21 protein-coding genes are annotated in these 21,552 nt (G+C 58.2%); 14 read left to right on the forward strand and 7 right to left on the reverse strand.

What is annotated here, in order from left to right:
* Window positions 1-100 precede the first annotated feature (100 nt).
* Both mgtE and AC2FFA_RS06875 read left to right on the forward strand, forming a co-directional pair.
* Window positions 101-1,495: a magnesium transporter gene (gene mgtE, locus AC2FFA_RS06870; protein ID WP_117868252.1), complete on the forward strand. Its 1,395-nt coding sequence runs from the start codon at window positions 101-103 to the stop codon at window positions 1,493-1,495.
* Entirely contained in the window at window positions 1,492-2,049 is a 558-nt protein-coding gene (locus tag AC2FFA_RS06875) for a 5-formyltetrahydrofolate cyclo-ligase (RefSeq protein ID WP_496850721.1), read from the forward strand. The genes mgtE and AC2FFA_RS06875 overlap by 4 nt, the downstream gene beginning before the upstream one ends.
* Window positions 2,050-2,052: 3 nt before the next feature.
* Here the strand turns inward: AC2FFA_RS06875 and AC2FFA_RS06880 are convergent, their stop codons facing one another.
* The gene (locus AC2FFA_RS06880; protein WP_496850723.1) at window positions 2,053-2,280 is read right to left on the reverse strand and encodes a putative hemolysin; all 228 of its coding nucleotides are present in this window, start codon (window positions 2,278-2,280) and stop codon (window positions 2,053-2,055) included.
* Between the two features lie 133 nt (window positions 2,281-2,413).
* Between AC2FFA_RS06880 and AC2FFA_RS06885 the strand changes: the two genes are divergently transcribed.
* The 3 genes from AC2FFA_RS06885 to AC2FFA_RS06895 all read left to right on the forward strand — a co-directional run bounded on the left by AC2FFA_RS06885 (window position 2,414) and on the right by AC2FFA_RS06895 (window position 5,927).
* Complete coding sequence (locus tag AC2FFA_RS06885; protein ID WP_496719129.1) at window positions 2,414-3,229, forward strand: TIGR00282 family metallophosphoesterase; 816 nt, start codon at window positions 2,414-2,416, stop codon at window positions 3,227-3,229.
* 87 nt (window positions 3,230-3,316) lie between these two features.
* Window positions 3,317-5,095 carry an SLC13 family permease gene (locus AC2FFA_RS06890; RefSeq protein WP_117868254.1) on the forward strand — a complete coding sequence of 593 codons (1,779 nt, stop codon included), beginning with the start codon at window positions 3,317-3,319 and terminating at the stop codon, window positions 5,093-5,095.
* 94 nt (window positions 5,096-5,189) lie between these two features.
* A complete protein-coding gene (locus AC2FFA_RS06895; protein ID WP_496850725.1) occupies window positions 5,190-5,927 on the forward strand; it encodes a YbaY family lipoprotein in 738 nt (245 codons plus the stop codon).
* Window positions 5,928-5,940: 13 nt separating this feature from the next.
* On the opposite strand, the gene AC2FFA_RS06900 is transcribed toward AC2FFA_RS06895, so the two are convergent.
* The 4 genes from AC2FFA_RS06900 to AC2FFA_RS06915 all read right to left on the reverse strand — a co-directional run bounded on the left by AC2FFA_RS06900 (window position 5,941) and on the right by AC2FFA_RS06915 (window position 11,067).
* Window positions 5,941-7,602: an FAD-binding dehydrogenase gene (locus tag AC2FFA_RS06900; RefSeq protein ID WP_496850727.1), complete on the reverse strand. Its 1,662-nt coding sequence runs from the start codon at window positions 7,600-7,602 to the stop codon at window positions 5,941-5,943.
* A 10-nt stretch (window positions 7,603-7,612) separates the two neighbouring features.
* Window positions 7,613-8,470, reverse strand: coding sequence for a bile acid:sodium symporter family protein (locus tag AC2FFA_RS06905; RefSeq protein WP_496850728.1), 858 nt, complete (start codon window positions 8,468-8,470; stop codon window positions 7,613-7,615).
* Window positions 8,471-8,543: 73 nt separating this feature from the next.
* Complete coding sequence (locus AC2FFA_RS06910; RefSeq protein ID WP_496850730.1) at window positions 8,544-9,278, reverse strand: glutamine amidotransferase; 735 nt, start codon at window positions 9,276-9,278, stop codon at window positions 8,544-8,546.
* 16 nt (window positions 9,279-9,294) lie between these two features.
* On the reverse strand, window positions 9,295-11,067 hold the full coding sequence (locus tag AC2FFA_RS06915; RefSeq protein ID WP_496850732.1) for an SLC13 family permease: 1,773 nt from the start codon (window positions 11,065-11,067) through the stop codon (window positions 9,295-9,297).
* Between the two features lie 110 nt (window positions 11,068-11,177).
* On the opposite strand from AC2FFA_RS06915, the gene AC2FFA_RS06920 reads away from it, so the two are divergent.
* Together AC2FFA_RS06920 and AC2FFA_RS06925 are read left to right on the forward strand one after the other, a co-directional pair.
* Window positions 11,178-11,918, forward strand: a complete 741-nt coding sequence (locus AC2FFA_RS06920) for a YebC/PmpR family DNA-binding transcriptional regulator (protein WP_117868259.1) — start codon at window positions 11,178-11,180, stop codon at window positions 11,916-11,918.
* Window positions 11,919-12,065: 147 nt separating this feature from the next.
* Window positions 12,066-13,346 carry an MFS transporter gene (locus tag AC2FFA_RS06925; RefSeq protein WP_496850735.1) on the forward strand — a complete coding sequence of 427 codons (1,281 nt, stop codon included), beginning with the start codon at window positions 12,066-12,068 and terminating at the stop codon, window positions 13,344-13,346.
* 11 nt (window positions 13,347-13,357) lie between these two features.
* On the opposite strand, the gene AC2FFA_RS06930 is transcribed toward AC2FFA_RS06925, so the two are convergent.
* Complete coding sequence (locus AC2FFA_RS06930; RefSeq protein ID WP_299894949.1) at window positions 13,358-14,047, reverse strand: nitroreductase family protein; 690 nt, start codon at window positions 14,045-14,047, stop codon at window positions 13,358-13,360.
* Between the two features lie 26 nt (window positions 14,048-14,073).
* The gene (locus AC2FFA_RS06935; RefSeq protein ID WP_117868262.1) at window positions 14,074-14,967 is read right to left on the reverse strand and encodes a LysR family transcriptional regulator ArgP; all 894 of its coding nucleotides are present in this window, start codon (window positions 14,965-14,967) and stop codon (window positions 14,074-14,076) included.
* A gap of 87 nt (window positions 14,968-15,054) precedes the next feature.
* On the opposite strand from AC2FFA_RS06935, the gene AC2FFA_RS06940 reads away from it, so the two are divergent.
* The 7 genes from AC2FFA_RS06940 to AC2FFA_RS06970 all read left to right on the forward strand — a co-directional run bounded on the left by AC2FFA_RS06940 (window position 15,055) and on the right by AC2FFA_RS06970 (window position 21,537).
* The gene (locus AC2FFA_RS06940; protein WP_299894943.1) at window positions 15,055-15,654 is read left to right on the forward strand and encodes a LysE/ArgO family amino acid transporter; all 600 of its coding nucleotides are present in this window, start codon (window positions 15,055-15,057) and stop codon (window positions 15,652-15,654) included.
* A gap of 40 nt (window positions 15,655-15,694) precedes the next feature.
* On the forward strand, window positions 15,695-16,603 hold the full coding sequence (locus AC2FFA_RS06945) for a DMT family transporter (RefSeq protein ID WP_117868264.1): 909 nt from the start codon (window positions 15,695-15,697) through the stop codon (window positions 16,601-16,603).
* An 87-nt stretch (window positions 16,604-16,690) separates the two neighbouring features.
* The gene (gene betI, locus AC2FFA_RS06950) at window positions 16,691-17,263 is read left to right on the forward strand and encodes a choline-binding transcriptional repressor BetI (protein WP_496850739.1); all 573 of its coding nucleotides are present in this window, start codon (window positions 16,691-16,693) and stop codon (window positions 17,261-17,263) included.
* Window positions 17,260-18,768 (forward strand): choline-sulfatase, encoded by a 1,509-nt coding sequence (betC, locus tag AC2FFA_RS06955; RefSeq protein ID WP_496850741.1) that lies wholly within the window; start codon window positions 17,260-17,262, stop codon window positions 18,766-18,768. Before betI ends, betC begins: the two co-directional genes overlap by 4 nt.
* A gap of 67 nt (window positions 18,769-18,835) precedes the next feature.
* Complete coding sequence (gene betA / locus AC2FFA_RS06960; RefSeq protein WP_496675817.1) at window positions 18,836-20,494, forward strand: choline dehydrogenase; 1,659 nt, start codon at window positions 18,836-18,838, stop codon at window positions 20,492-20,494.
* 88 nt (window positions 20,495-20,582) lie between these two features.
* On the forward strand, window positions 20,583-21,197 hold the full coding sequence (locus tag AC2FFA_RS06965) for a thermonuclease family protein (protein ID WP_496675819.1): 615 nt from the start codon (window positions 20,583-20,585) through the stop codon (window positions 21,195-21,197).
* 100 nt (window positions 21,198-21,297) lie between these two features.
* Window positions 21,298-21,537 carry an HP1242/YdcH family protein gene (locus tag AC2FFA_RS06970; RefSeq protein ID WP_496675822.1) on the forward strand — a complete coding sequence of 80 codons (240 nt, stop codon included), beginning with the start codon at window positions 21,298-21,300 and terminating at the stop codon, window positions 21,535-21,537.
* Window positions 21,538-21,552: the final 15 nt, after the last annotated feature.

The following is a 21,552-nucleotide window of genomic DNA, read 5'->3' on the forward strand; positions in this document are numbered from 1 at the left end:
GCATAGGCGGACGAAAGAAGTGGGTAAATCGGCGCATTGTCATTGTTTTCTGGTAGCTGCTTCTTCTATTTAAGGGCAAATCGAAAAAAAGGGGCAGAGCATGACGACAGGCAGTGACGAAGCCGGACACGATCAGCCCCGGGATGAGGACGTCTATGCGCTCGATCCCAAGGCTGTGGCCGCGATCCTTTATGCAGTGGATATTGACGACCGCGATAAGCTGATCGAGTTGATGGAGCCGCTGCATTCGGCCGATATTGCTGACCTTCTTGAGCAGATCAACCCGTTTGACCGTTCCCGCCTGATCCGCCTGTACGACAAAGAATTTGACGGCGATATCCTGTCTGAACTGGATGAATCGGTTCGTGAAGAGGTGATCTCCGTTCTGAAGCCGGACGTTCTAGCAGAAGCCGTGCGCGAGATGGAAAGCGACGATGTCGTTGACCTGCTGGAAGACCTTGAAGAGCCGCAGCAGGAAACCATTCTGGACGCGTTGGAGGATTCCGAGAGGATCGCCGCCGAACAGGCGCTGTCCTACCCCGAGAATTCTGCCGGTCGTCTCATGCAGCGCGAAGTCGTCATGGCGCCTGAGCATTGGACCGTTGGACAAGCAATTGATTTCATGCGCGCCAATGACGATCTGCCGGAACAGTTCTATCATATTGTTCTGGTCGATCCGCGCCTGAAGCCGGTGGCGCAGGTGACGTTGGGCAAGCTGATGGCGACACGGCGCGAGGTGCCGCTGCTTGATCTGGCAGAAGAGGAATTCCACAGTATCCCCGTCGATCAGGACGAGGAAGACGTGGCTTATGCCTTTAACCAGTATCACCTGATCTCGGCCCCGGTGGTGGATGCCGATGGGCGTCTGGTCGGTGTCATTACAATCGACGATGCGATGGTGGTTCTGGACGAAGAGCACGAAGAAGACATCCTGCGCCTTGCTGGTGTGAGCGACGAAAGCTCACTGTCCGACAGCGTGGCGGCGACCAGCCGGCGGCGGTTGCCGTGGCTGGCGGTGAACCTGTGCACGTCTATTTGTGCCTCGTTGGTGATTTCGCAATTCGAAGCGGCGATTGATCAACTGGTCGCGCTGGCCATCCTGATGCCGATTGTCGCGTCGATGGGCGGAAATGCGGGAACACAATCCCTCACCGTTGCGGTGCGCGCGTTGGCGACGCGCGACCTGACCAATGCAAACGTGATGCGCGTTATTCGCCGGGAACTGCTGGTGGGCATGCTGAACGGGCTCTGCTTTGCCATCGTGCTGGGGACCGTGGGGATGCTGTGGTTCGATTCTCCTTGGCTGGGTGTCGTGATCGGGTCGGCCTTGGTCGTGAACATGATCATCGCAGGGTTTGCAGGTACGGTAGTACCGGTCGTGCTTGACCGCTTGGGCATCGACCCGGCGCTTGCATCGGGGACCTTTGTGACAACCACGACGGACGTCATGGGGTTCTTCATCTTTCTTGGGCTTGCCAGCGTGGTGCTACTGTGACCGATCTGACCGAAATCAAAGCCGCAGCGCGCAAAGCGGCCTTTGCCCGCCGCAAGGCCGCGTATGATGCCCGCTTGCCGGGTGCAGCCGGGCGCTTGTCCGAGGTTCTGGCAGGCCATCGCGGTGTGCCCCTGTCAGGTTATATGCCGATCCGGACCGAGATCGACCCGGTCCCCGCCATGGCCGAGGCGTCGGCCTATGGCCCGGTGGGTGTGCCTGTCATTCAGGCAGCCGGTCTACCGCTGAAATTCTCTCGCTGGACACCAGAAGGCGCGCTCAGGGATGGTCCCTTTGGTGCAAAAGTGCCCCAGGTGGATGACTATTTCGGCCCCGAAATTCTGATCGTGCCGCTGGTCGCCTTCGATGCAAATGGTGGCCGCCTGGGTTATGGCGGCGGGTTTTACGACCGGACACTGGAAGGTCTGCGCGCCAAACGCCCGACGCTTGCCATCGGCTTTGCTTTTGATGCGCAAGAGGCTGCGGACCTACCGCTCGAGCTGGCCGACCAACCGCTGGATATGGTTGTCACGGAAAGCCGCGTGCTGACCTTCTAGCTGCTACTTCTCGAAATGGCTGCGCAAGTAGTCCCAGGCATCCACCTCGGTGCCGTCTTTCAGGATGCAGATGCCGTAGACGCTGCCGTCTTCGTTTTTTCGAAGTTGGTAGGTCCCGTCGTTTTCAATGCAAAAGGTCGCAGCGGGGTTGGGCATGGACGTCTTGGTGCCTTCGGCCGCGGCAGCAGTTGCCGCCAGAAAGCAGCCTGTCAGAACAATTGAAGACTTCACGAAGAATTCCTTCCGTATTCAAGAGATGTCTCGAAACATTGCCGCGGCAGAATTTGATTTCAACCCCGAAGTCTGCCGGAAATTTCATGCTTCCGCCTTGTTATTGCCCTGCGCAGCCCCTACGACCCGGATCATGAGGATTTTGTTTCTTGGTGATGTCATGGGGCGCGCGGGGCGCGCTGCCGTTCAGCAGCACTTGCCGCGTCTGCGCGACGAATGGCGGCTGGATTTTGTTGTGGTCAACGGTGAAAACGCGTCCAACGGCATGGGGTTGAGCGGGGATCACGCCAGGCTGTTGCTTGATGCCGGGGCAGATTGCCTGACGCTGGGCGATCATGCCTTCGATCAGAAAGACATGCTGCAATTTATCGAGAAAGAACAGCGAATCGTACGGCCCGTGAACTTTGCCAAAGGCGCGCCGGGACGGGGTCATCGGCTGTTCACGGCGCCGGGTGGGCGCAAGGTTCTGGTGGTGCAGGTGCTGGGTCAGGTCTTTATGAAACGGCCGTTTGACGACCCGTTCTCAGCCATTGAGCCGATTCTGAAGTCTCATCCGAGAGGCGGGCAGGCGCAGGCCATCATCGTGGATATGCATTGCGAGGCCACGTCCGAAAAGATGGCGATGGGCCATTATTGTGACAAGCGCGCAAGCCTTGTGGTGGGGACGCACACCCATGTGCCAACGGCGGATTCCCAGATTTTGCCGGGTGGCACCGGGTATCTGACGGATGCGGGCATGTGCGGAGACTACGACTCGGTCATCGGGATGGACAAGCAGGAGCCTATGCGCCGGTTCATCACCGGTATGCCCAAGGCACGCTTTACCCCCGCAACCGGTGAAGCCACTCTGAGCGGCGTGTTCGTGGAAACCGACGACCGTGACGGACAGGCCAAATCCGTGCTTATGGTGCGGGTCGGAGGGCGTCTGGAACAAGCCGGGCCCGAATAGTCATCGTTAGGCTTGCTCTGTCGGGCGCAATGCGTGAAACTGCATGTCATCAGGCGCTTGGGCCGGGGTTCGGACAGAATACCACGAATGAATTTCCTTTCACTGACAGACACAGGAAGCGCAGTTCTGGCGCTGCTCATCGTTGCGGGCATGTTCATCATGTTCCTGCGCGAAGTTTATCCGACCGAAGTCGTAGCCCTTGGCGGTGTCTCTCTGATGCTTGTAACTGGCATCCTACCCTATCAAAGCGCGCTTGCGGTTCTGTCCAACCCGGCACCCTGGACGATTGCCGCGATGTTCATCATCATGGGGGCCTTGGTGCGGACCGGAGCCTTGGACTCGTTCACTTCGACCGCACAGAAGCAGGCTCAGGTAAACCCGCGTATTGCCATCGCTTTGCTTATGGGGTTTGTCGTGCTGGCCTCGGCGGTGGTGTCGAATACGCCAGTGGTTGTGGTCATGATTCCGGTCTTTGTGCAAATTGCCCGCACGCTGAATGTTCCCGCATCCAAATTGCTGATTCCGTTGAGTTACGCAGCCATTTTGGGCGGCACGCTGACGTTGATCGGCACGTCCACGAACCTGCTGGTGGATGGCGTGGCTCGCGCGCAGGGGATGAAAGCCTTTACGATTTTCGAAATCACGCCTCTGGGGATCGCGCTGGTGATCTACGGCATGATTTATTTGCGCTTCATCGCGCCCAAACTGTTGCCCGAGCGGGACAGCATGGCGTCGCTGCTCAGTGACCGGTCCAAGATGAAGTTCTTTACCGAGGCCGTCATTCCGCCGGATAGCAACCTGATCGGGCGCGAAGTGACCGGTGTGCAGTTGTTCAAACGCCCCGGCGTGCGCCTGATAGATGTCATCCGGGGGGATGAGTCTTTGCGGCGTAATCTGAAAGGCGTGGAGCTGAAAGTAGGCGATCGGGTGGTTTTACGCACCGAGATGACCGAACTTCTGAGCCTTCAGAGCAACAGGGAACTCAAACGTGTGGATCAGGTATCTGCCGTTGAAACCAAGACAGTTGAGGTGTTGATCACACCCGGGTGTCGTTTGGTGGGGCGGACCCTTGGAATGATGCGGCTTCGGCGTCGCTATGGCGTTTACGTGCTGGCGGTGCACCGCCGTAACCAGAACATTGGTCGCCAGTTGGATGATTTGGTGGTCAGGGTTGGGGATACGTTGCTTTTGGAAGGTGCCCCGGCGGATATCCAGCGGCTTGCGGCTGATATGGACATGGTGGACGTCACACAACCATCGGCTCGAGCATTCCGTCGAAGCCATGCACCCATCGCGATTGGTGCTCTTGTAGGGATTGTCGTCCTCGCCGCGCTGGGCATTGCGCCCATCCTGTTGTTGTCGATTGTGGCCTGCGCCGTGGTTCTACTGACCCGCTGTATCGACGCGGATGAGGCGTTTTCCTTTGTTGAAGGTCGCCTGTTGGCGTTGATCTTCGCGATGCTGGGCATAGGGGCTGCGCTGGACAGCTCTGGCGCGGTTTCTCTGATCGTCGAAGCTGTTGCGCCGGGGCTCAGTGCCTTGCCGCCATTCCTGATTATCTGGGCGATTTATCTGCTGACCTCGGTGCTGACCGAACTGGTCTCCAACAACGCCGTTGCGGTTGTCGTCACTCCGATCGCCATCGGTCTGGCGCAGGCTGTCGGGATAGATCCGCGTCCGCTGGTCGTTGCGGTTATGGTGGCGGCCTCGGCATCGTTTGCAACACCGATCGGGTACCAGACAAACATGATGGTCTATGGTCCCGGAGGCTACAGGTTCACCGATTTCATGAAGGTAGGCGTGCCGCTGAACCTGACGGTCGGATTGTTGGCGTCCCTGCTTATCCCATTGATCTGGCCGTTATGATATCGGCACAGATTTGCCGCTTTGCTCGCGGCGTACTTGTAAATGTCGGATGAACAGCAATCTTTTGTAGAACTGATATTTAAAGGGTACTGCTATGCTGACACTCGTCCGCACCACGTTTCCTGCGGTTGCTTTCGCCACCGTTTTGAGCGGCACATCGCTTGCTGGAACCGTCGAAGGAACTGCAACCTACCGAGAGCGTATTGCGCTTTCGCCCGACACGACCTTGTTCGTCGAGCTTCAGGATATCTCATTGGCGGATGCGCCGGCCGAAACGCTTGCCGCGCAGAGATATGCCCTGACCGGTGTGCCGGCGCAGTTTGAACTGACCTATGATGATGCGTTGATTCAGGACGGGCGCAGCTATGCCGTGCGCGCTTCGGTCATGCAGGGGCAAAAGCTGTTGTTCACCACCGATACTGTCTATCCGGTTCTGACACATGGGGCCGAGAATTCAGCTGACCTGCTGATGATACAGGTGCAACACCAAGGTGCCGCGATGCTGGAAAACACCGAGTGGTACGCCTCGGGCCTCAATGGTGCGCCTATTGAGACAGAGAAACGTCCTGAACTTGCTTTCGGGCAGGGCGGGGCCTTTTCAGGAAACGGCGGTTGCAACCGGTTCAGTGGCCAGGCCGAGATTTCTGCCAATCGGATCGCGTTCCCGGACAATATGGCCGCAACGCTCATGGCGTGCCCACCCCCGCTGGATGAGGTCGAGCGGCAGTTTCTGAAAGCGATGCAAAGAGTCACGACCTTCGCGGTGCAAGGCAACGCGCTGGCCTTGCTGGATGCTCAGGGTGAGCCGGTGATCAAACTGGTACGCAAGTAAAAGGGCAGGGTTGTCAGGCGACGGCCCTCGATCGCCCTGCGTTGCGACCTGAAAAGATGCAGCCACCCAGGAACGTTCCCTCCAGCGCGTTGTAACCGTGATAGCCACCGCCACCGAACCCGGCGACTTCGCCGGCAGCGAAGAGGCCGGGCACCACTTGACCGTCGGCACCGATCATCTGACTGTCCAGATTGGTCTGCAAACCGCCCAGCGTCTTGCGTGTCAGAACATGCAGCTTGACCGCGATCAACGGGCCGTTGGACGGATCAAGGAACTTGTGAGGTTTGGCGGTGCGGATCAGTTTGTCTCCACGATAATTGCGGGCTGCAAGGATCGCCATCATCTGCGCGTCTTTTGAGAAGGGATTGTCGACCTGAGAATCCCGCGCTTCGATCTGGGCGCGCAAATGGGCCTCGTCTATCAGCCCCCCACCCAAATGGTTCATTCCGTTGACCAGCTCGGTCAACGTGTTGGCAACAACAAAATCCTCGCCTTTCTCCTTGAATGCCTCGACCGGGGCGGTCGCTTTGGACCCGGACAGAATTCGTTGACGAATAACCTCTTTCCAGCTGCCTGACGTGAAGTCTGGGTTCTGCTCGGACCCGGACAGGGCGAATTCCTTCTTGATCACCTTCTGGGTCAGAACAAACCAACTGTATTCATACCCGGTTTTCAGGATTTCGCGCAGTGTCCCCAGCGTATCGAACCCGGGCAGGCAGGGGGGGTGCAACCGGTTTCCGCGTGCATCGAACCACATAGAGCTGGGGCCGGGCAGAATGCGAATGCCATGGGCGGGCCAGATCGGGTCCCAGTTGCGAACGCCTTCGGTGTAATGCCACATGCGGTCACCATTGATGACATGGCCACCTGCTTTTTCACTGATAGCGATCATACGACCGTCGACGTGAAACGGTACCCCTGCCACCATGTCCTGTGGCGGTTCCCCTAGACGATCCCTGGGCCAGTTCTGGCGCACCAACTCAAAATTGCCACCAATACCGCCAGAGGTGACGATCACAGAAGGCGCATAAGCCTCGAACTCGCCGACCTCGTCGCGGTTGGTTTTGCCGCCGCGCTGGGCGGTGTCATCGGCCAGAACCTCGCCGGAGACGCCTTTGGCGGTGCCATTCTGCATGATGATATGGCTGACCTGATGACGGTACTTCATCTGGATCAGCCCGGCACTGGCATGGTCGCGGACGCGACGGATGAAGTGTTCCAGCACTCCGGGGCCGGTGCCCCACGTGATGTGAAAGCGCGGGACAGAATTGCCGTGCCCGTTTGCGTAGGACCCGCCGCGCTCGGCCCAGCCTACGACCGGAAACCAGCGCAGCCCCATCTCGTGCAGCCAGGGGCGCATTTCGCCAGCTGCGAACTCGATATAGGCTTCGGCCCATTTGCGAGGCCAGGTATCTTCTTCCCGGTCAAACTGCGCGCTGCTCATCCAGTCGCGCAACGCCAGATCGTGGCTGTCGCGGACACCCATACGGCGTTGTTCTGGGGTGTTGACCATAAACAGGCCACCCAAGCTCCAGAATGCCTGACCGCCCAGAAAGCCTTCTGGTTCCTGATCGAGTATGATTACCTTTTTACCTCGGTCGCCCAGTTCAGCTGCGGCGGCCAATCCGGCCAGACCAGCACCGACAACGATCGCATCAGCAGTGTTGTTTGTCATAACGGTCCTTTCAGCGCCTGCGGAACCAGACAAGAAACGGCAGAACCACGGCGTACATCGTAATACCATAAACCGCCGAGGGCAGGGCCAGCGGGCTGAACCCGCTTTCGGTATTCGTGATCAGCGCCGCCAGTGTAATGCCCAGCGTGGAATTTTGAATTCCGGTTTCGATTGAAATCGTCTTGCACTCATTCCAGGACAGGTTTGATATCCTCGCCAGCCCTAATCCAAAGAACAGCAACACGATATTCAGAGAAATCAAGCCGGCGCCCATGATGCCGAGTTTTTCGATGAACAGTTGCCAGTTCCCGGCCAGTGCAGCGGCAACGATCAGCACGAACAAAACGGTCGCGAGCGCCGACAACCCCGGCTCCACACGGTTTGCAAACCCCGTTGCAAAGTTGCGAACCCCTACACCAATGGCCACCGGTAACGTAGTGATCAGGAACAGAGCAACAGCCAGCCCGGTGATGGAAACGTCGGGGGCTTCGTCGCCCATGAAATGCGCGATCGACCAGGCGGCCAATATTGGTACGGTTACGATCGACAGAAGGCTGATCACGGCGGTCAGGCTGACTGAAAGCGCGACATCGGCCTTGGCGAGCTTTGACAGGATATTGCTGGTTACGCCGCCAGGACAAAAACTGAGCAGCATGAAACCAACCGCGATTTCAGGCGGCAAAGCAAAAATTTTGACCGTCACAAAGGCCGCCACCGGCAATAGAACAACTTGACTTGCCGCCCCGATGGCAAAGGCGCGACGTCGGCTCAGGACACGGCGGAAATCTGCGACCTCCAGTCCGATACCCAGAGAGAGCATGATAACGGCCAGTGAAACCGGCAGGCCGACGTTAATAAGCAGATCCAAGGACAACTCCTCCCAAAGTTGCGTCAGATCAGCCTAAGCGAGGCGGGAAGGCTCAGGCAACCGCGCCGTTGGGTCACTCGTATCGTCTGACGAACCGGCGCAGGATCTCGCCGGGTTGTGTGACATCGGCAGAATGGCAGTGGTCGATCAGTTTTTGCGCGTCTTCAGGCGGGAAATAGCCGTGGTTCTTGTAGGTATTGATGCGCTGTTCAAAATCTCTGGCGTCGGCTTCGGGATGGAACTGCGTGGCATATACGTTCTGCCCCCAGCGGATCATCTGGAACGGGCAGGGGTCTGACGCGACAAGGTGCACGCACCCTTTCGGCAGAGCCTGAACCGCTTCCTTGTGACCAACGAAAGCGTCAAAGGTAGCCTCCAACCCTGCGGTCAACGGGTCCTGCTGGCCTTCCGGGGTCAGATGGCAAGTGGATGGTCCGACGGGTTCGCCATATCGGGCCTTGCTGACGTCGCCGCCCAGATGCGCAGCCAGAATACCAAGGCCATAGCAGCAGCCCATGAACGGGTGATCCTGTGCGATGATCTGCGGCATCAACCCCATGATTGTCGTCTCGATCCGGGCATCCAACGGGGATTTGGTCGCCGGGTTGTCACTGACGCATCCCGGTCCGCCACCTACGATGACACCGGCGTAGTCCGTGACATCCAACCCCTCGGGCAGGTTTTCGCAGTCCAGACGGACGCGATGGGTCTGATCGGGCGACAACCCGCTCCGGTTCAGGATCGAGGCGTACTCGGCGTCGGACGCATCGGTTTCAGGGCGCAGTTGCAGGATCAAAAAGCGTTTCATGCGCAGCCTTTACCTGTCACAGCGGCCAGAACACAAGAATGGCAGGAACAGAAACGGCGATGATCAGCATCTCTAGCGGCAATCCCATGCGCCAGTAGTCACCGAATCGATAGCCGCCGGGGCCCAGAACTAGCGTGTTGTTCTTGTGCCCGATGGGGGTCAGGAACGCAGCCGAGGCCGCAACGGCCACGGTCATCAGAAACGGGTCGGGCGATACCTCAAGGGTACGTGCCATTTGTATCCCGACCGGCGCGGCGACAATGGCAGTGGCGGTGTTGTTCAACACGTCCGACAACGTCATCGTGACAACCATCAGTACCGTCAGAATGGCCCAGGCAGGCAAGCCGTCGGTCAATTGGATCAGAGCGTTTGCGATCAGTTCGGTGCCGCCGGATGTTTCAAGGGCGCTGCCCAGTGGGATCATTGAGCCCAACAAGACGACCACAGGCCATTCGATATGATTGTAGATGTCAGCGATTGGCATGATCTTGGTCAATACATAGGCAATGACGACCAGCCCCAATGCAACAGGCAGGTAAATCAGCCCAACACTTGCCGCCAAAACAGCCGCAGCAAACAGACCAATAGCCAACCATGCCTTTTCATTTGCAGTTACGCTCAGCCCACGTTCAGCAAGCGGCAGGCAGCCAAGCCAATCGGTCACATCGGCAGAACGATCTCGGGGGCAAAGCAAAAGTAGGATATCGCCCGGCTCCACCTCGGTCTTGCGGACCTGCTCGGTAATGCGACGCCCTTGTCGAGAGATGCCCATCAGGACGGTGCTTTGGCGCCAAGCCAACCCGACACCTTGTGCCGTGCGTCCGGCGATGCGGGCGTTTTCCGGGACGACGATCTCGATTACCTCCAATCCATCGCCCTCGGCCGTCAACAGTTCCTGCCGTCGGGTATCCGAGAAATCGAGGTTGAGGGCGGCGCGAAACTCATCCAACGCTTCCGGACGGGCTTCTAATACCAGCGCATCACCTTCTTTGAGAGTGGCGTGCGCCGACCTGCCATAGCGACGTTTGCCATCGCGGATAAGGCCGATGATCGCCACGTCTGATTTCTCGGCAACTTCATAAAGCTCGCTGACCCGTTTACCGATATGAGCAGATTCTAGTGGAACGGTCAGCTCGGCGATGTATTCGGCCAGTGCCTCAGATGTCTCGGCTTGCGGCCCGCGATTGGGGATCAGGCGCCATCCTACCAGAGCGACAAAGGCAAGGCCGGCGATCGCGGCCAGCCCACCGACAGGGGCGAAATCGAACATGTGGAACGGTTCGCCCAGTGTTTCCTGTCGGATCGATGCGATGATGATGTTCGGGGGGGTCCCGATCAGCGTGGCCATCCCCCCAAGAATGGTCGCAAAGCTCAGCGGCATCAGGGTCAAACCCACAGACCGGCCTGCTTTGCGTGCGGTCTGAATGTCCACGGGCATCAGCAGCGCCAATGCGGCCACGTTGTTCATGAAGGCCGACAAAACCGCGCCGATCCCGCCCATCAGCGCAATATGCGCGCCGAGGCCACGCGAGGCATCAACCAAAGTGCGGGTAATCAGGAAAACGGCTCCTGACCTCACCAGACCAGCAGAGACCACCAACACCAACGCCACGATGATGGTGGCGGGATGGCCGAACCCGGCAAAGGCATCATCCACCGGCACGACGCCCAGCACGACGCCGATCATCAGCGCGGCAAAGGCCACGAGGTCGTATCGAAACCGACCCCAAAGCAGCATTCCGAAGACCGTGATGAAAAGCGCAAAAAGAATGATCTGATCTGTCGTCATGCCGTCACCATACAAGCCAGTGAAGCCGTCGCAAGCCACTCTCTTGATCCTGCCCCCCGCAAACGTCTATATGAGCGCCGAACACGCAATCACGATGACGAGGACGCATTATGGCAGGCCACTCCAAATGGGCCAACATCCAGCACCGCAAGGGGCGTCAGGACGCCGCGCGGTCCAAACTGTTTTCCAAACTGTCGAAAGAAATCACCGTTGCCGCCAAGATGGGCGACCCTGATCCGGAAAAGAACCCGCGCCTGCGTCTGGCGGTGAAAGAGGCTAAGTCGAACTCGGTCCCCAAGGACGTGATTGACCGCGCGATCAAGAAATCCGTTGCAGGCGAAGGCGACGATTACGAAGAAATCCGCTATGAGGGCTACGGCCCCAACGGCGTGGCCGTGATTGTTGAAACCATGACAGACAACCGCAATCGCACCGCCTCGACTGTGCGTTCGACCTTTTCCAAGAACGGCGGCAATCTGGGTGAGACGGGCTCGGTTGGGTTCATGTTCGAACGCAAGGGCGAAGTTTTCTATCCGGCTACTGCGGGTGACGCAGACACCATTTTCGAAGCCGCAATCGAGGCCGGCGCGGAAGATGTCGAAAGTTCAGAGGATGGTCACGTCATCTGGTGTGCAGATACGGATCTGAACGAAGTTTCGAACGCGTTGGAGGCTGTGCTGGGTGAATCGGAATCCACCAAGTTGGTCTGGAAACCGACCACCACGACCGAGCTGGGTCTGGAAGACATGCAAAAGCTGATGAAACTGGTGGATGCGCTGGAAGACGATGACGACGTACAGCGTGTCACGACCAACTTCGAAGCCACTGATGAGGTGATGGCGCAGCTCTGAGCTGTTACGGAACCTGATTGTGAGACCCGGCTCAACAGGCCGGGTTTTTTCGTTTTCGGACAGTTTCGAAGAGGTGTTGGCTGAACCCTTCGAAACGCTTAGGCTGGTACAACTTGGAAGTTCTGGGACGATGCCACCGAAAGATCCATGACGGATGTGACTGCTGATAAGGCCAAGCGAAACGTGCCGGTTCTTGCTGGGCAGAGTATCGTGTCTCAGGTTGCGTGGACTCTGGGCAGCCCATCGGTGGTTTTGCCATTTCTGGCCGTGTCATTCGAATTGCCGATGTTCGTGGCGGGCGCGCTGGTTTCGGTGCGGATGATTGGCAGCATGATTTCCGACTTTTTCCTGGCGCAACCCATAGCGGCGAAATCGCAAAAGAAGCGCGCCATTGCTCTGACCGAAGCCGTTATCGGTGCCTGTCTTGTTCTCGCGATGGTGGCTGCCGCGACCGGGAACGTTCCGTTGATCGCAGTGGTTTTCGTGGCGGTCTTTTTCGTGATCGGCCTGGTGGATGAAGTTCAGAACCTGATGCTCACCGATCTGTTGGGCGATCATGTCCACTCGCGTTCGCGCATGGTCATGCATTACCTGCAACTTGGGGGCGGGGGCCTTTGTGCCATCGGTCTAGCCCTGCTGGTGCATCAGATCACCAAGGAAAACCCACCTTTTTCACGCCATTCAACCATGATCGGCGTATCGGTTGCGTTTTTCATGCTTTCAGGAGTTTTGATGCTGGCAATGACAGAGAATACCCGCTCTGCGGAACCGGTAAAAAAGACTGGAACCAAACCCAAGCTGTCGTTCACGGCCAATGCCCGGGGTATCCTTGGCATGTTCGAATACACCTGGTTTCGGCGGTACATGGTTATGCGTATACCTTTGGTGGCTGTGTCGCTATCCGTCCCGTTCTTCGCGCTGATAGCGGCAGAGGCGCATCATGGCTCGGCCAGGGGTCTGACCGCGATGATTGTTTCATCTGCTTCGGGCTATCTTGTCTCGGGGCCGTTGTGGCAGGTCGTGAACATGAAATCTCATCGTGCCGTCATGGTGGTCGGGACACTCATGGTCGCCGTTACCGGAGGTGTTCTGCTGGCATTCCACTACATGGGTATCGATCACGATGTACACCTGCATGCGATAGCGCTGTTTGTTGTCACCGTCGCGGTGACCGGGATCAGCAGCGTGCGCAAGCTCTATTTCCTGGACGTCGCGCCCAAAGAGCAACGCGTTCAGGGATCCGCAGCTATCAAATCGTTTACTCGATTGTTGGCGGTGCTGCTTTCGGCAGCGCTGGCCGCAGTCGCCCATATGCATGAGGTTGCCTTGGCGGTCGCGTTCATAGTCGCGGCCAGTCTGATGGCTTGCGTGACGTGCTACCTAACGATGTCGCCCGACCGGGAAGATTCTCCCCGGCCACAGAGCTAATGCAGGTACATTCAGAAGAACGAGGAAATCTCTTCCAAAGGCTTCTTCAGCTTTGCCACAGAAGGTACGGTCGCGGTTTCCGAGGGATGACCAACTGCGATGATCATGGTTGGTTTCTCTGATGCGGGCCGGTCCAGTGCGTCGTTCAGAAAGCGCATCGGGTTCGGGGTATGGGTCAGGGTGCTGAGGCCGGCGTGATGTAGCGCGGCCAACAGAAAGCCGGTGGCAATGTTCACACTCTCGGGCACGTAGTAATTCTTGTACCGCGTCCCGTCTTCGAATTGCCCCCAGCGTTGGGCAAAGACCACGATCAGCCACGGGGCGGTGGTCAGGTGCTCTTTGACCGCGTTGGTCCCGATGGGTTCCAACGCCTTGATCCATTCATCGCCCGCCCCTCCCGCATAGAACCGGCGCTCTTCTTCTTCGGCTTCCTCGCGGATGCGCAGTTTCAGCTTTGGGTCCGAGATGGCAGCAAAGTGCCAGGGTTGATGGTTTGCACCTGACGGCGCTGTTCCCGCGGTGCGCAGGCAGGTTTCGATCACATCGCGAGCCACCGGGCGCGTGGAGAAATCCCGAACGGTATGTCGCCGGCGCATCTTTTCAAAAAAAGCCACGGCCGCGCCCAGCATGTCTGCATCACTGATCTCGCATCGGTCGGGCAGGGGAATGGGGTCATAACTGAGGGCGTCGCGTGAGAGCATTGGTTCCTCCGATCGAATGAGTCTGACTATTTGCCTTGCGACGGGAGCAAAACCCGTTGCGCAGCATGCTGGACCGCTTGTGTAAGGGGTTTGAGCGCTGGCGCAAGAACCCGTCCGACCTGCCAGCTAAGGGCGACGTCCAGTGGCGCATTGGGAACGATAGGGCGCAACTGTCCACGCTCCATGGCGTTTTGCACAAGGGCTGCCGGGTTCATGCCCCAGCCAATCCCAGCGATCGCGGCATCAACGAACCCTTGAGAAGATGGCAGGAAGTGCGAAGGCGGTGAAAGACGACTGCCGGTGCGATGTGCGATCCACGCTTTTTGCAGACCGTCTTTCCTGTTGAAGACAAGGCAAGGTGCTTTGCTGAGCGTCTTCTCGGTCACGCCGTCCTTGAACCACGCATTGATAAAGTCCGGGCTGGCGGTTGGCAGATACCTCAACACGCCCAGTTCAATCGCGTCACAACCGCTTATGGTTTGTCCGCCGACGGTGACGGCGGCGCTGACCTCGCCTCGCCTCAGCCAGTCTGCCGAATGGTCCTGATCGTCGATCACAAGGTCGAACAGCATGTCGGGAACACGCGCCATCGCGTCAATGAACCAGGTCGCCAGAATGTCGGCGGGAACTGCAATGCGAACCCGCGCGGACCCGGGTTCTTGTACCAGCGCCAATTCACGGGCCAGTTGTGCCTCCAGCAGCCCGACATCTTCGGCGTATCGCGCGATGCGCTGACCTGCCGGCGTTCCGGTGCAAGGGGTTCCCCGATGTATGAGCGAGGCTCCCACCCGATCCTCTAGCGCCTTTATCCGCTGGGATATCGCTGACGGGGTCACGGCCAGTTCCGCCGCCGCTGCATCAAAACTGCCATGGCGCAGAATGGCTGACAAAGCGGCCAATTGGTGAGGGTCCAGCAACATTAGCAGAGCTTAACCAAGGGAAACATCTTTAATTTGATAGATCGTATCGCGGCCATTAGTCAACGCAATGGCAACGCAGGAGATACCATGCCTACATCCGTGATCGCCGGTTTTGCGCTGGGTTTCAGCCTGATCCTCGCCATCGGGGCGCAGAACGCCTTTATTCTGAGGCAGGGCTTGCGGCGCGAGCACGTTTTTATTCTGTGCCTGACTTGTGCAGTGTCTGATGCCATTCTGATTGGAGCGGGCGTGGCAGGTTTTGGCACTCTGGCACAGGCTGCACCCTGGTTTGAGGCTGTGATGCGATACGGAGGGGCGGCATTTCTGATTTGGTACGGCGCGCGCAGCCTCCGGTCGTCCTGGCTGGGTGGTTCGGTGATGGAAATCGGCAATGGTGAGCGAACCAGCCTCAAGGCTGCGCTGCTGACGGTATTCGCGTTCACCTGGCTGAATCCGCATGTGTATCTGGATACGGTCGTGCTCATCGGCTCGATCTCGGCCCAATATGACGACCGGCTGGGTTTCGCCCTTGGCGCGATGACATCCAGCTTCGTGTTCTTCTTTTCGCTTGGTTACGGCGCGGGTATTCTGTCCCCGGTTTTTGCGCGTCCCCGGGCGTGGCAGGTTCTGGACGCCGGGATCGGCGTGGTCATGTTGGGTATCGCACTGAAACTTGTTATCATGTGAAGGGTTGTTCCAGGTTGGATTTCGGTGTTCAACCTAAACCATGTCAACACTCGCCGTATCGTCTCGCCCGCTTGCCGGAATGTTCTGGATGTTTGCCGCCGGCTTGTCCTTTGTTGTGATGACCGCGCTGGTGAAGTCGCTGGGAACATCGATGAATTCCATCCAGGCCGCCTTTCTGCGGTATGTGCTGGGTTTGGTGTTTCTTTTGCCAGCCATGCGGTCGATCATGGCGACACATCTGACACCCCGCCTGTTGACGCTGTTCGGTTTGCGAGGGGTCGTGCATGCGGTTGCGGTCATGCTCTGGTTCTTTGCCATGACACAGATACCATTGGCCGAGGTCACAGCTATGAATTACATGACGCCGGTTTACGTCACCCTGGGGGCAGCCCTGTTTCTGGGCGAAAAGCTGGCCTTTCGCCGGATTGCGGCAATTCTGGTCGCTCTGGTTGGCGTTCTGATCATTCTGCGACCAGGGTTTCGCGAAGTGTCACCGGGTCATCTGGCCATGCTGGGAACGGCCCTGACGCTGGGGGGGTCGTATTTGTTGGCCAAGATTCTGGTGCGTGATGTACCGCCATCCGTCGTCGTGGCGCATCTGTCGATCTGGGTGACCGTTGCCCTGATACCTTTTGCGATTGCCGTTTGGACGCAGCCAAGCCTGCGGGATCTCGGGGTTCTTTTTCTGGTGGCCAGCTTTGCGACAGCTGGGCACTATTTCATGACCTTGGCGCTTCAGGCGGCACCGGTGGCCGTTACACAGCCAGTAACGTTTCTTCAGCTGATATGGGCCACGATCTTGGGCGCTGCAGTGTTCCATGAAAGCGTTGACGTGTGGGTTGTCGCGGGCGGCACACTGATCCTTGCCGCCGTAAGCTTTATCTCATGGCGCGAATTCGTGCTGAACCGCAGGGACTTGACGCCTCCGAGTATTGCGCCGAAGCTGTAACGACACTGCTCCCCGATTTTTCATTAATTGACGAGTCAATAAAAACCCCCTAGCTTGGTCCCGTGACGCCTGCTCAAGGGGAGAACGATGCCAAAAGTCGGAATGGAGCCAATCCGCCGGGATGCGATTGTTCGTGCGACAATCGCTGAATTGGGCGTGAAGAAATCCCTTGATGTAACAGTCAGTCAGATTGCCAAGCGTGCGGGCATGTCCAGCGCTCTGGCGCACCACTACTTCGGCGGCAAGGATCAGATCTTTCTGGCTGCAATGCGGCAGATCCTGTCAGACTTCGGCAAAGAGGCGCGGGGCGAACTGAAAGCAGCCGCGCCGGACGACAGGGCGCAGGCAATTGTCAGGGCGTGTTTTGCGCCCTCTTGTTTCACACCCGATGTGATTGCGGCCTGGATGACCTTCTACGTGCTGGCTCAGACCAATGATGACGCCCTGCGCCTGTGGCAGATCTATCAGGCTCGGATCAAATCCAACCTGACTGGCGCCCTGCGGCACAAGTTGGCCGACCCTCAGGAGGCGGCCGAGAACATGGTTGCCTTGATTGACGGTCTGTACATCCGCGCCGCACTCAGCGCCCCTGAAGAACCGCAACTGGCCGTGAACCACGCGATGCGTGTGCTCAACACTCTGCTCGAGGCTGAAAAATGACAAAACCGAACATTCTGATCCTGATGGTGGATCAGCTCAACGGGACTCTCTTTCCAGACGGTCCCGCTGACTGGCTTCACGCTCCGAACCTGAAGAAACTGGCGGAACGGTCAACCCGGTTTGCCAATGCTTACACGGCGTCGCCCTTATGCGCGCCAGGGCGGGCCAGCTTCATGTCCGGTCAATTGCCGTCGCGCACCGGCGTCTATGACAACGCAGCCGAGTTTCGCAGCGATATCCCCACATACGCACATCATTTGCGTCGGGCCGGGTATTACACCTGTTTGTCCGGAAAGATGCATTTCGTAGGACCTGACCAGATGCACGGGTTCGAAGATCGCCTGACCACAGACATTTACCCGGCCGACTTCGGGTGGACCCCGGACTACCGCAAGCCGGGGGAACGGATCGACTGGTGGTATCACAACATGGGGTCCGTCACCGGCGCGGGCATTGCCGAGATTTCAAACCAGATGGAATATGACGACGAGGTCGCCTACAATGCCAAAGCCAAGCTTTATGATCTGGCACGCGGCAAGGATGACCGCCCATGGTGCGTGACCGTCAGCTTCACGCATCCGCATGACCCATACGTAGCCCGTCGCAAGTACTGGGATCTGTATGAGGATTGCGAGCATCTTCTGCCCGAGGTTTCTGACATCGGCTATGACAATCAGGACCCGCATGCTCAGCGGATTTTTGATGCCAATGACTGGCGCAGTTTCGACATCACCGAAGATGATATTCGCAAGTCCCGCCGCGCCTATTTCGCCAATATCACTTATCTGGACGACAAGATCGGGGAAATCCTCGAAGTGCTGGAAACGACCCGGCAAGAGGCGATCATCCTGTTCGTTTCGGATCACGGAGATATGCTGGGCGAACGGGGCTTGTGGTTCAAGATGAACTTCTATGAAGGCTCGGCACGTGTACCGCTTATGATCGCGTCGCCTGATTTGCCAGCAGGTCGGATTGATACTCCGGTATCAACAATCGACGTGACACCGACTCTGGGGGCCCTGGCAGGTGTAGACATGGCCGAGATCGCCCCCTGGACCGACGGCGAAAACCTCGTGCCACTGGCGCAAGGCGAGGAACGAACCGCGCCAGTCGCCATGGAATACGCGGCCGAGGCATCCTACGCGCCGCTGGTCTCGATGCGATATGGCAAGTGGAAGTACAACCGCTGTGCATTGGACCCAGATCAGTTGTTTGATCTTGAAGCCGACCCGCACGAGCTGAACAATCTGGCAGGCAGTCCCGAACACGCAGGCACGCTGCAAACTCTGCGTGCCAAATCCGAGGCCCGTTGGGATCTGGATCGCTTCGACGCCGATGTCCGCGCCAGCCAGGCGCGGCGCTGGGTTGTGTACGAAGCGCTGAGGCAGGGCGGATACTATCCGTGGGATTATCAACCGCTGCAAAGGGCGTCGGAACGCTACATGCGCAATCACATGGATCTCAACACCGTAGAGGAAAGCGCCCGGTTCCCGCGCGGCGAATAACCTCTTCATATATTTGAAAATACTCCCGTCGAACACATCACGTCTCGGCGGGTCAGGAGTTGTGGAAATGGAAGCAGATTTTGTCATCGTCGGCGCAGGGTCCGCAGGCTGCGCAATGGCATATCGTCTGAGCGAGGCCGGGGCCTCGGTTCTGGTGATCGAACACGGCGGCACCGATATGGGGCCGTTCATTCAGATGCCGGCTGCACTGAGCTATCCGATGAACATGTCGCGCTATGACTGGGGCTATCAATCCGAGCCCGAGCCACACCTGAACAATCGCCGCCTGGCCTGTCCGCGCGGCAAGGTGATCGGGGGGTCATCCTCGATCAATGGCATGGTCTATGTTCGCGGTCACGCACTCGACTTCGATACCTGGGCCGGGATGGGGGCTGACGGTTGGTCTTTTGCGGATGTATTGCCCTATTACAAACGGATGGAGACCTGGCATGACGGGGGTCATGGCGGCGATCCGGTATGGCGCGGCACCGACGGCCCACTGCATGTGTCGCGCGGCCCGCGCGAGAACCCGCTGTTTCAGGCCTTTGTGGACGCAGGCCAGCAGGCCGGATACGAGGTCACCGGCGACTATAACGGTGAAAAGCAGGAAGGCTTCGGCCCGATGGAGCAGACTGTCTGGAAAGGACGGCGCTGGTCTGCGGCAAATGCCTATCTGAAGCCCGCGCTCAAGCGCGACAATTGCGATATCGTGCGCGGCCTGGCATCTCGGATTGTCATGGAAAACGGTCGCGCCATTGGCGTCGAATTGATCCGTGGCGGTAAGAAAGAAGTCATCAAAGCCCGGCGCGAAGTTGTTCTGGCGGCGTCCTCGATCAATTCGCCCAAGCTGCTGATGTTGTCGGGCATTGGCCCTGCGGCGCATCTGGCCGAGCATGGGATCGATATTGTCGCGGATCGCCCGGGCGTTGGTGCCAACCTGCAGGACCATCTGGAACTGTATATTCAACAGGCGTCGCTGCAACCGATCACGCTCTACAAGCACTGGAACCTGATCAGCAAGGGCCTGATCGGCGCGCAATGGCTGTTTACCAAGACCGGTTTGGGCGCATCGAACCAGTTCGAAAGTGCGGCCTTCATCCGGTCGAAACCGGGTGTGGAATACCCTGATATTCAGTACCACTTCCTGCCCATTGCGGTCCGATACGACGGGCAGGCAGCGGCCGAGGGACACGGGTTCCAGGCGCATGTTGGCCCGATGCGGTCGCCGTCACGCGGGGCGGTCACCTTGCGGTCTGCCCAAGCCGCAGACGCGCCGGTGATCAAGTTCAACTACATGAGCCATGAAGAGGATTGGGAAGACTTCCGCACCTGCATCCGGTTGACACGCGAAATCTTTGGGCAAGACGCCTTCAAACCCTATGCAGGCAAAGAGATTCAGCCGGGGGCCGCTGTCCAAACGGATGAAGAACTGAATGCGTTTATCGCGGAACATGCGGAAAGCGCCTATCACCCCTGTGGCACCTGCCGAATGGGGCGCGCGGATGACAAGAACGCGGTGGTCGATCCCGAAGGCCGTGTGATTGGTGTGGATGGGCTGCGCGTTGCGGACAGTTCGATCTTTCCACAGATCACCAATGGCAACCTGAATGCGCCGTCGATCATGGTGGGCGAAAAGGTGTCGGATTCGCTTTTGGGCAAAGATCCGTTGCCCAAAGCCAACGACCGCCCGTGGATCCACCCCGGCTGGGCAACGGCGCAACGTTAACCTTTCCATACGGCCCCCGGTTGAATGCGCACGGAATACCGCGCATATCGGGGGCATGTTAAGGATTTGTTTAGCTTTTGTTCTTCTCATGCCAGGTCTGACCCACGCGGCAGAACGACTGACAGGCCGGGTTGATGTCATTGATGCGGATACCTGGGATGTCGGCGGCGTCCGCGTTCGGCTGCACGGCATTGATGCGCCCGAGCTGGATCAGACCTGTCAGGATTCCAACGGATCAAGCTGGCCATGCGGGGCGTGGGTCACTCATATGGTTCAGGAACAATTTCAAGGACGGATGACCACATGTGTCCCGCTGGATCGAGATCGCTACGGGCGCATCGTTGCTCGGTGCAGCGTTGAACACGAAGACGCCGCTGCCCAGATTGTAGAGCAGGGATTGGCCTTTGCGTACCGCAAATATTCGGACGCGTATGCAGGCGCCGAGCGGGTCGCGAGGATTGGAAACAGGGGATTGCACAAGACACAGATTCGGGTGCCTTGGGTGCACAGGGCACGCAAGAAGCCGAAATCCTCTGAAACATGCCTTATCAAGGGAAATGTTTCGTCAAAGGGCGAAAAGATCTTTCACGCACCGGGCCAGAGGTACTATGCCAAGACCCAGATCAGTGCAGCCAAGGGCGAGCGATGGTTCTGCTCTGCTGCCGAAGCACGCGCCGCGGGGTGGCGTGCTGCGCGACGTTGAATTCTGCAAGAATCCTGTATGAAATTGATCCGCGTCAAAGAAGGCGACGCGTCACGCTTCTACCACTGATATGCAACGACATATGAAGGAGCGAACAGACATGTCCCACACCCCGCATGAACTGGCCGAAGAGTTTCCGGACAAGGTTGAACTGATGAGCCAGCTCAAGCAAACGGACGCGCATTTTGCCCGTCTGGCTGATGAGTATCACGAGGTCAATCGCATTGTGCATCGGGCCGAAACCAATGTCGAACCAATGGAAGAACTGGCCGAAGTTGATTTGCGCAAGAAGCGGGCAGCTCTGAAAGATGAAATCTGGGCGATTTTGTCCAAAGCTTAAAAAACAGTGCCGGGG

This window comes from Ruegeria sp. YTSB088, from assembly GCF_059609825.1.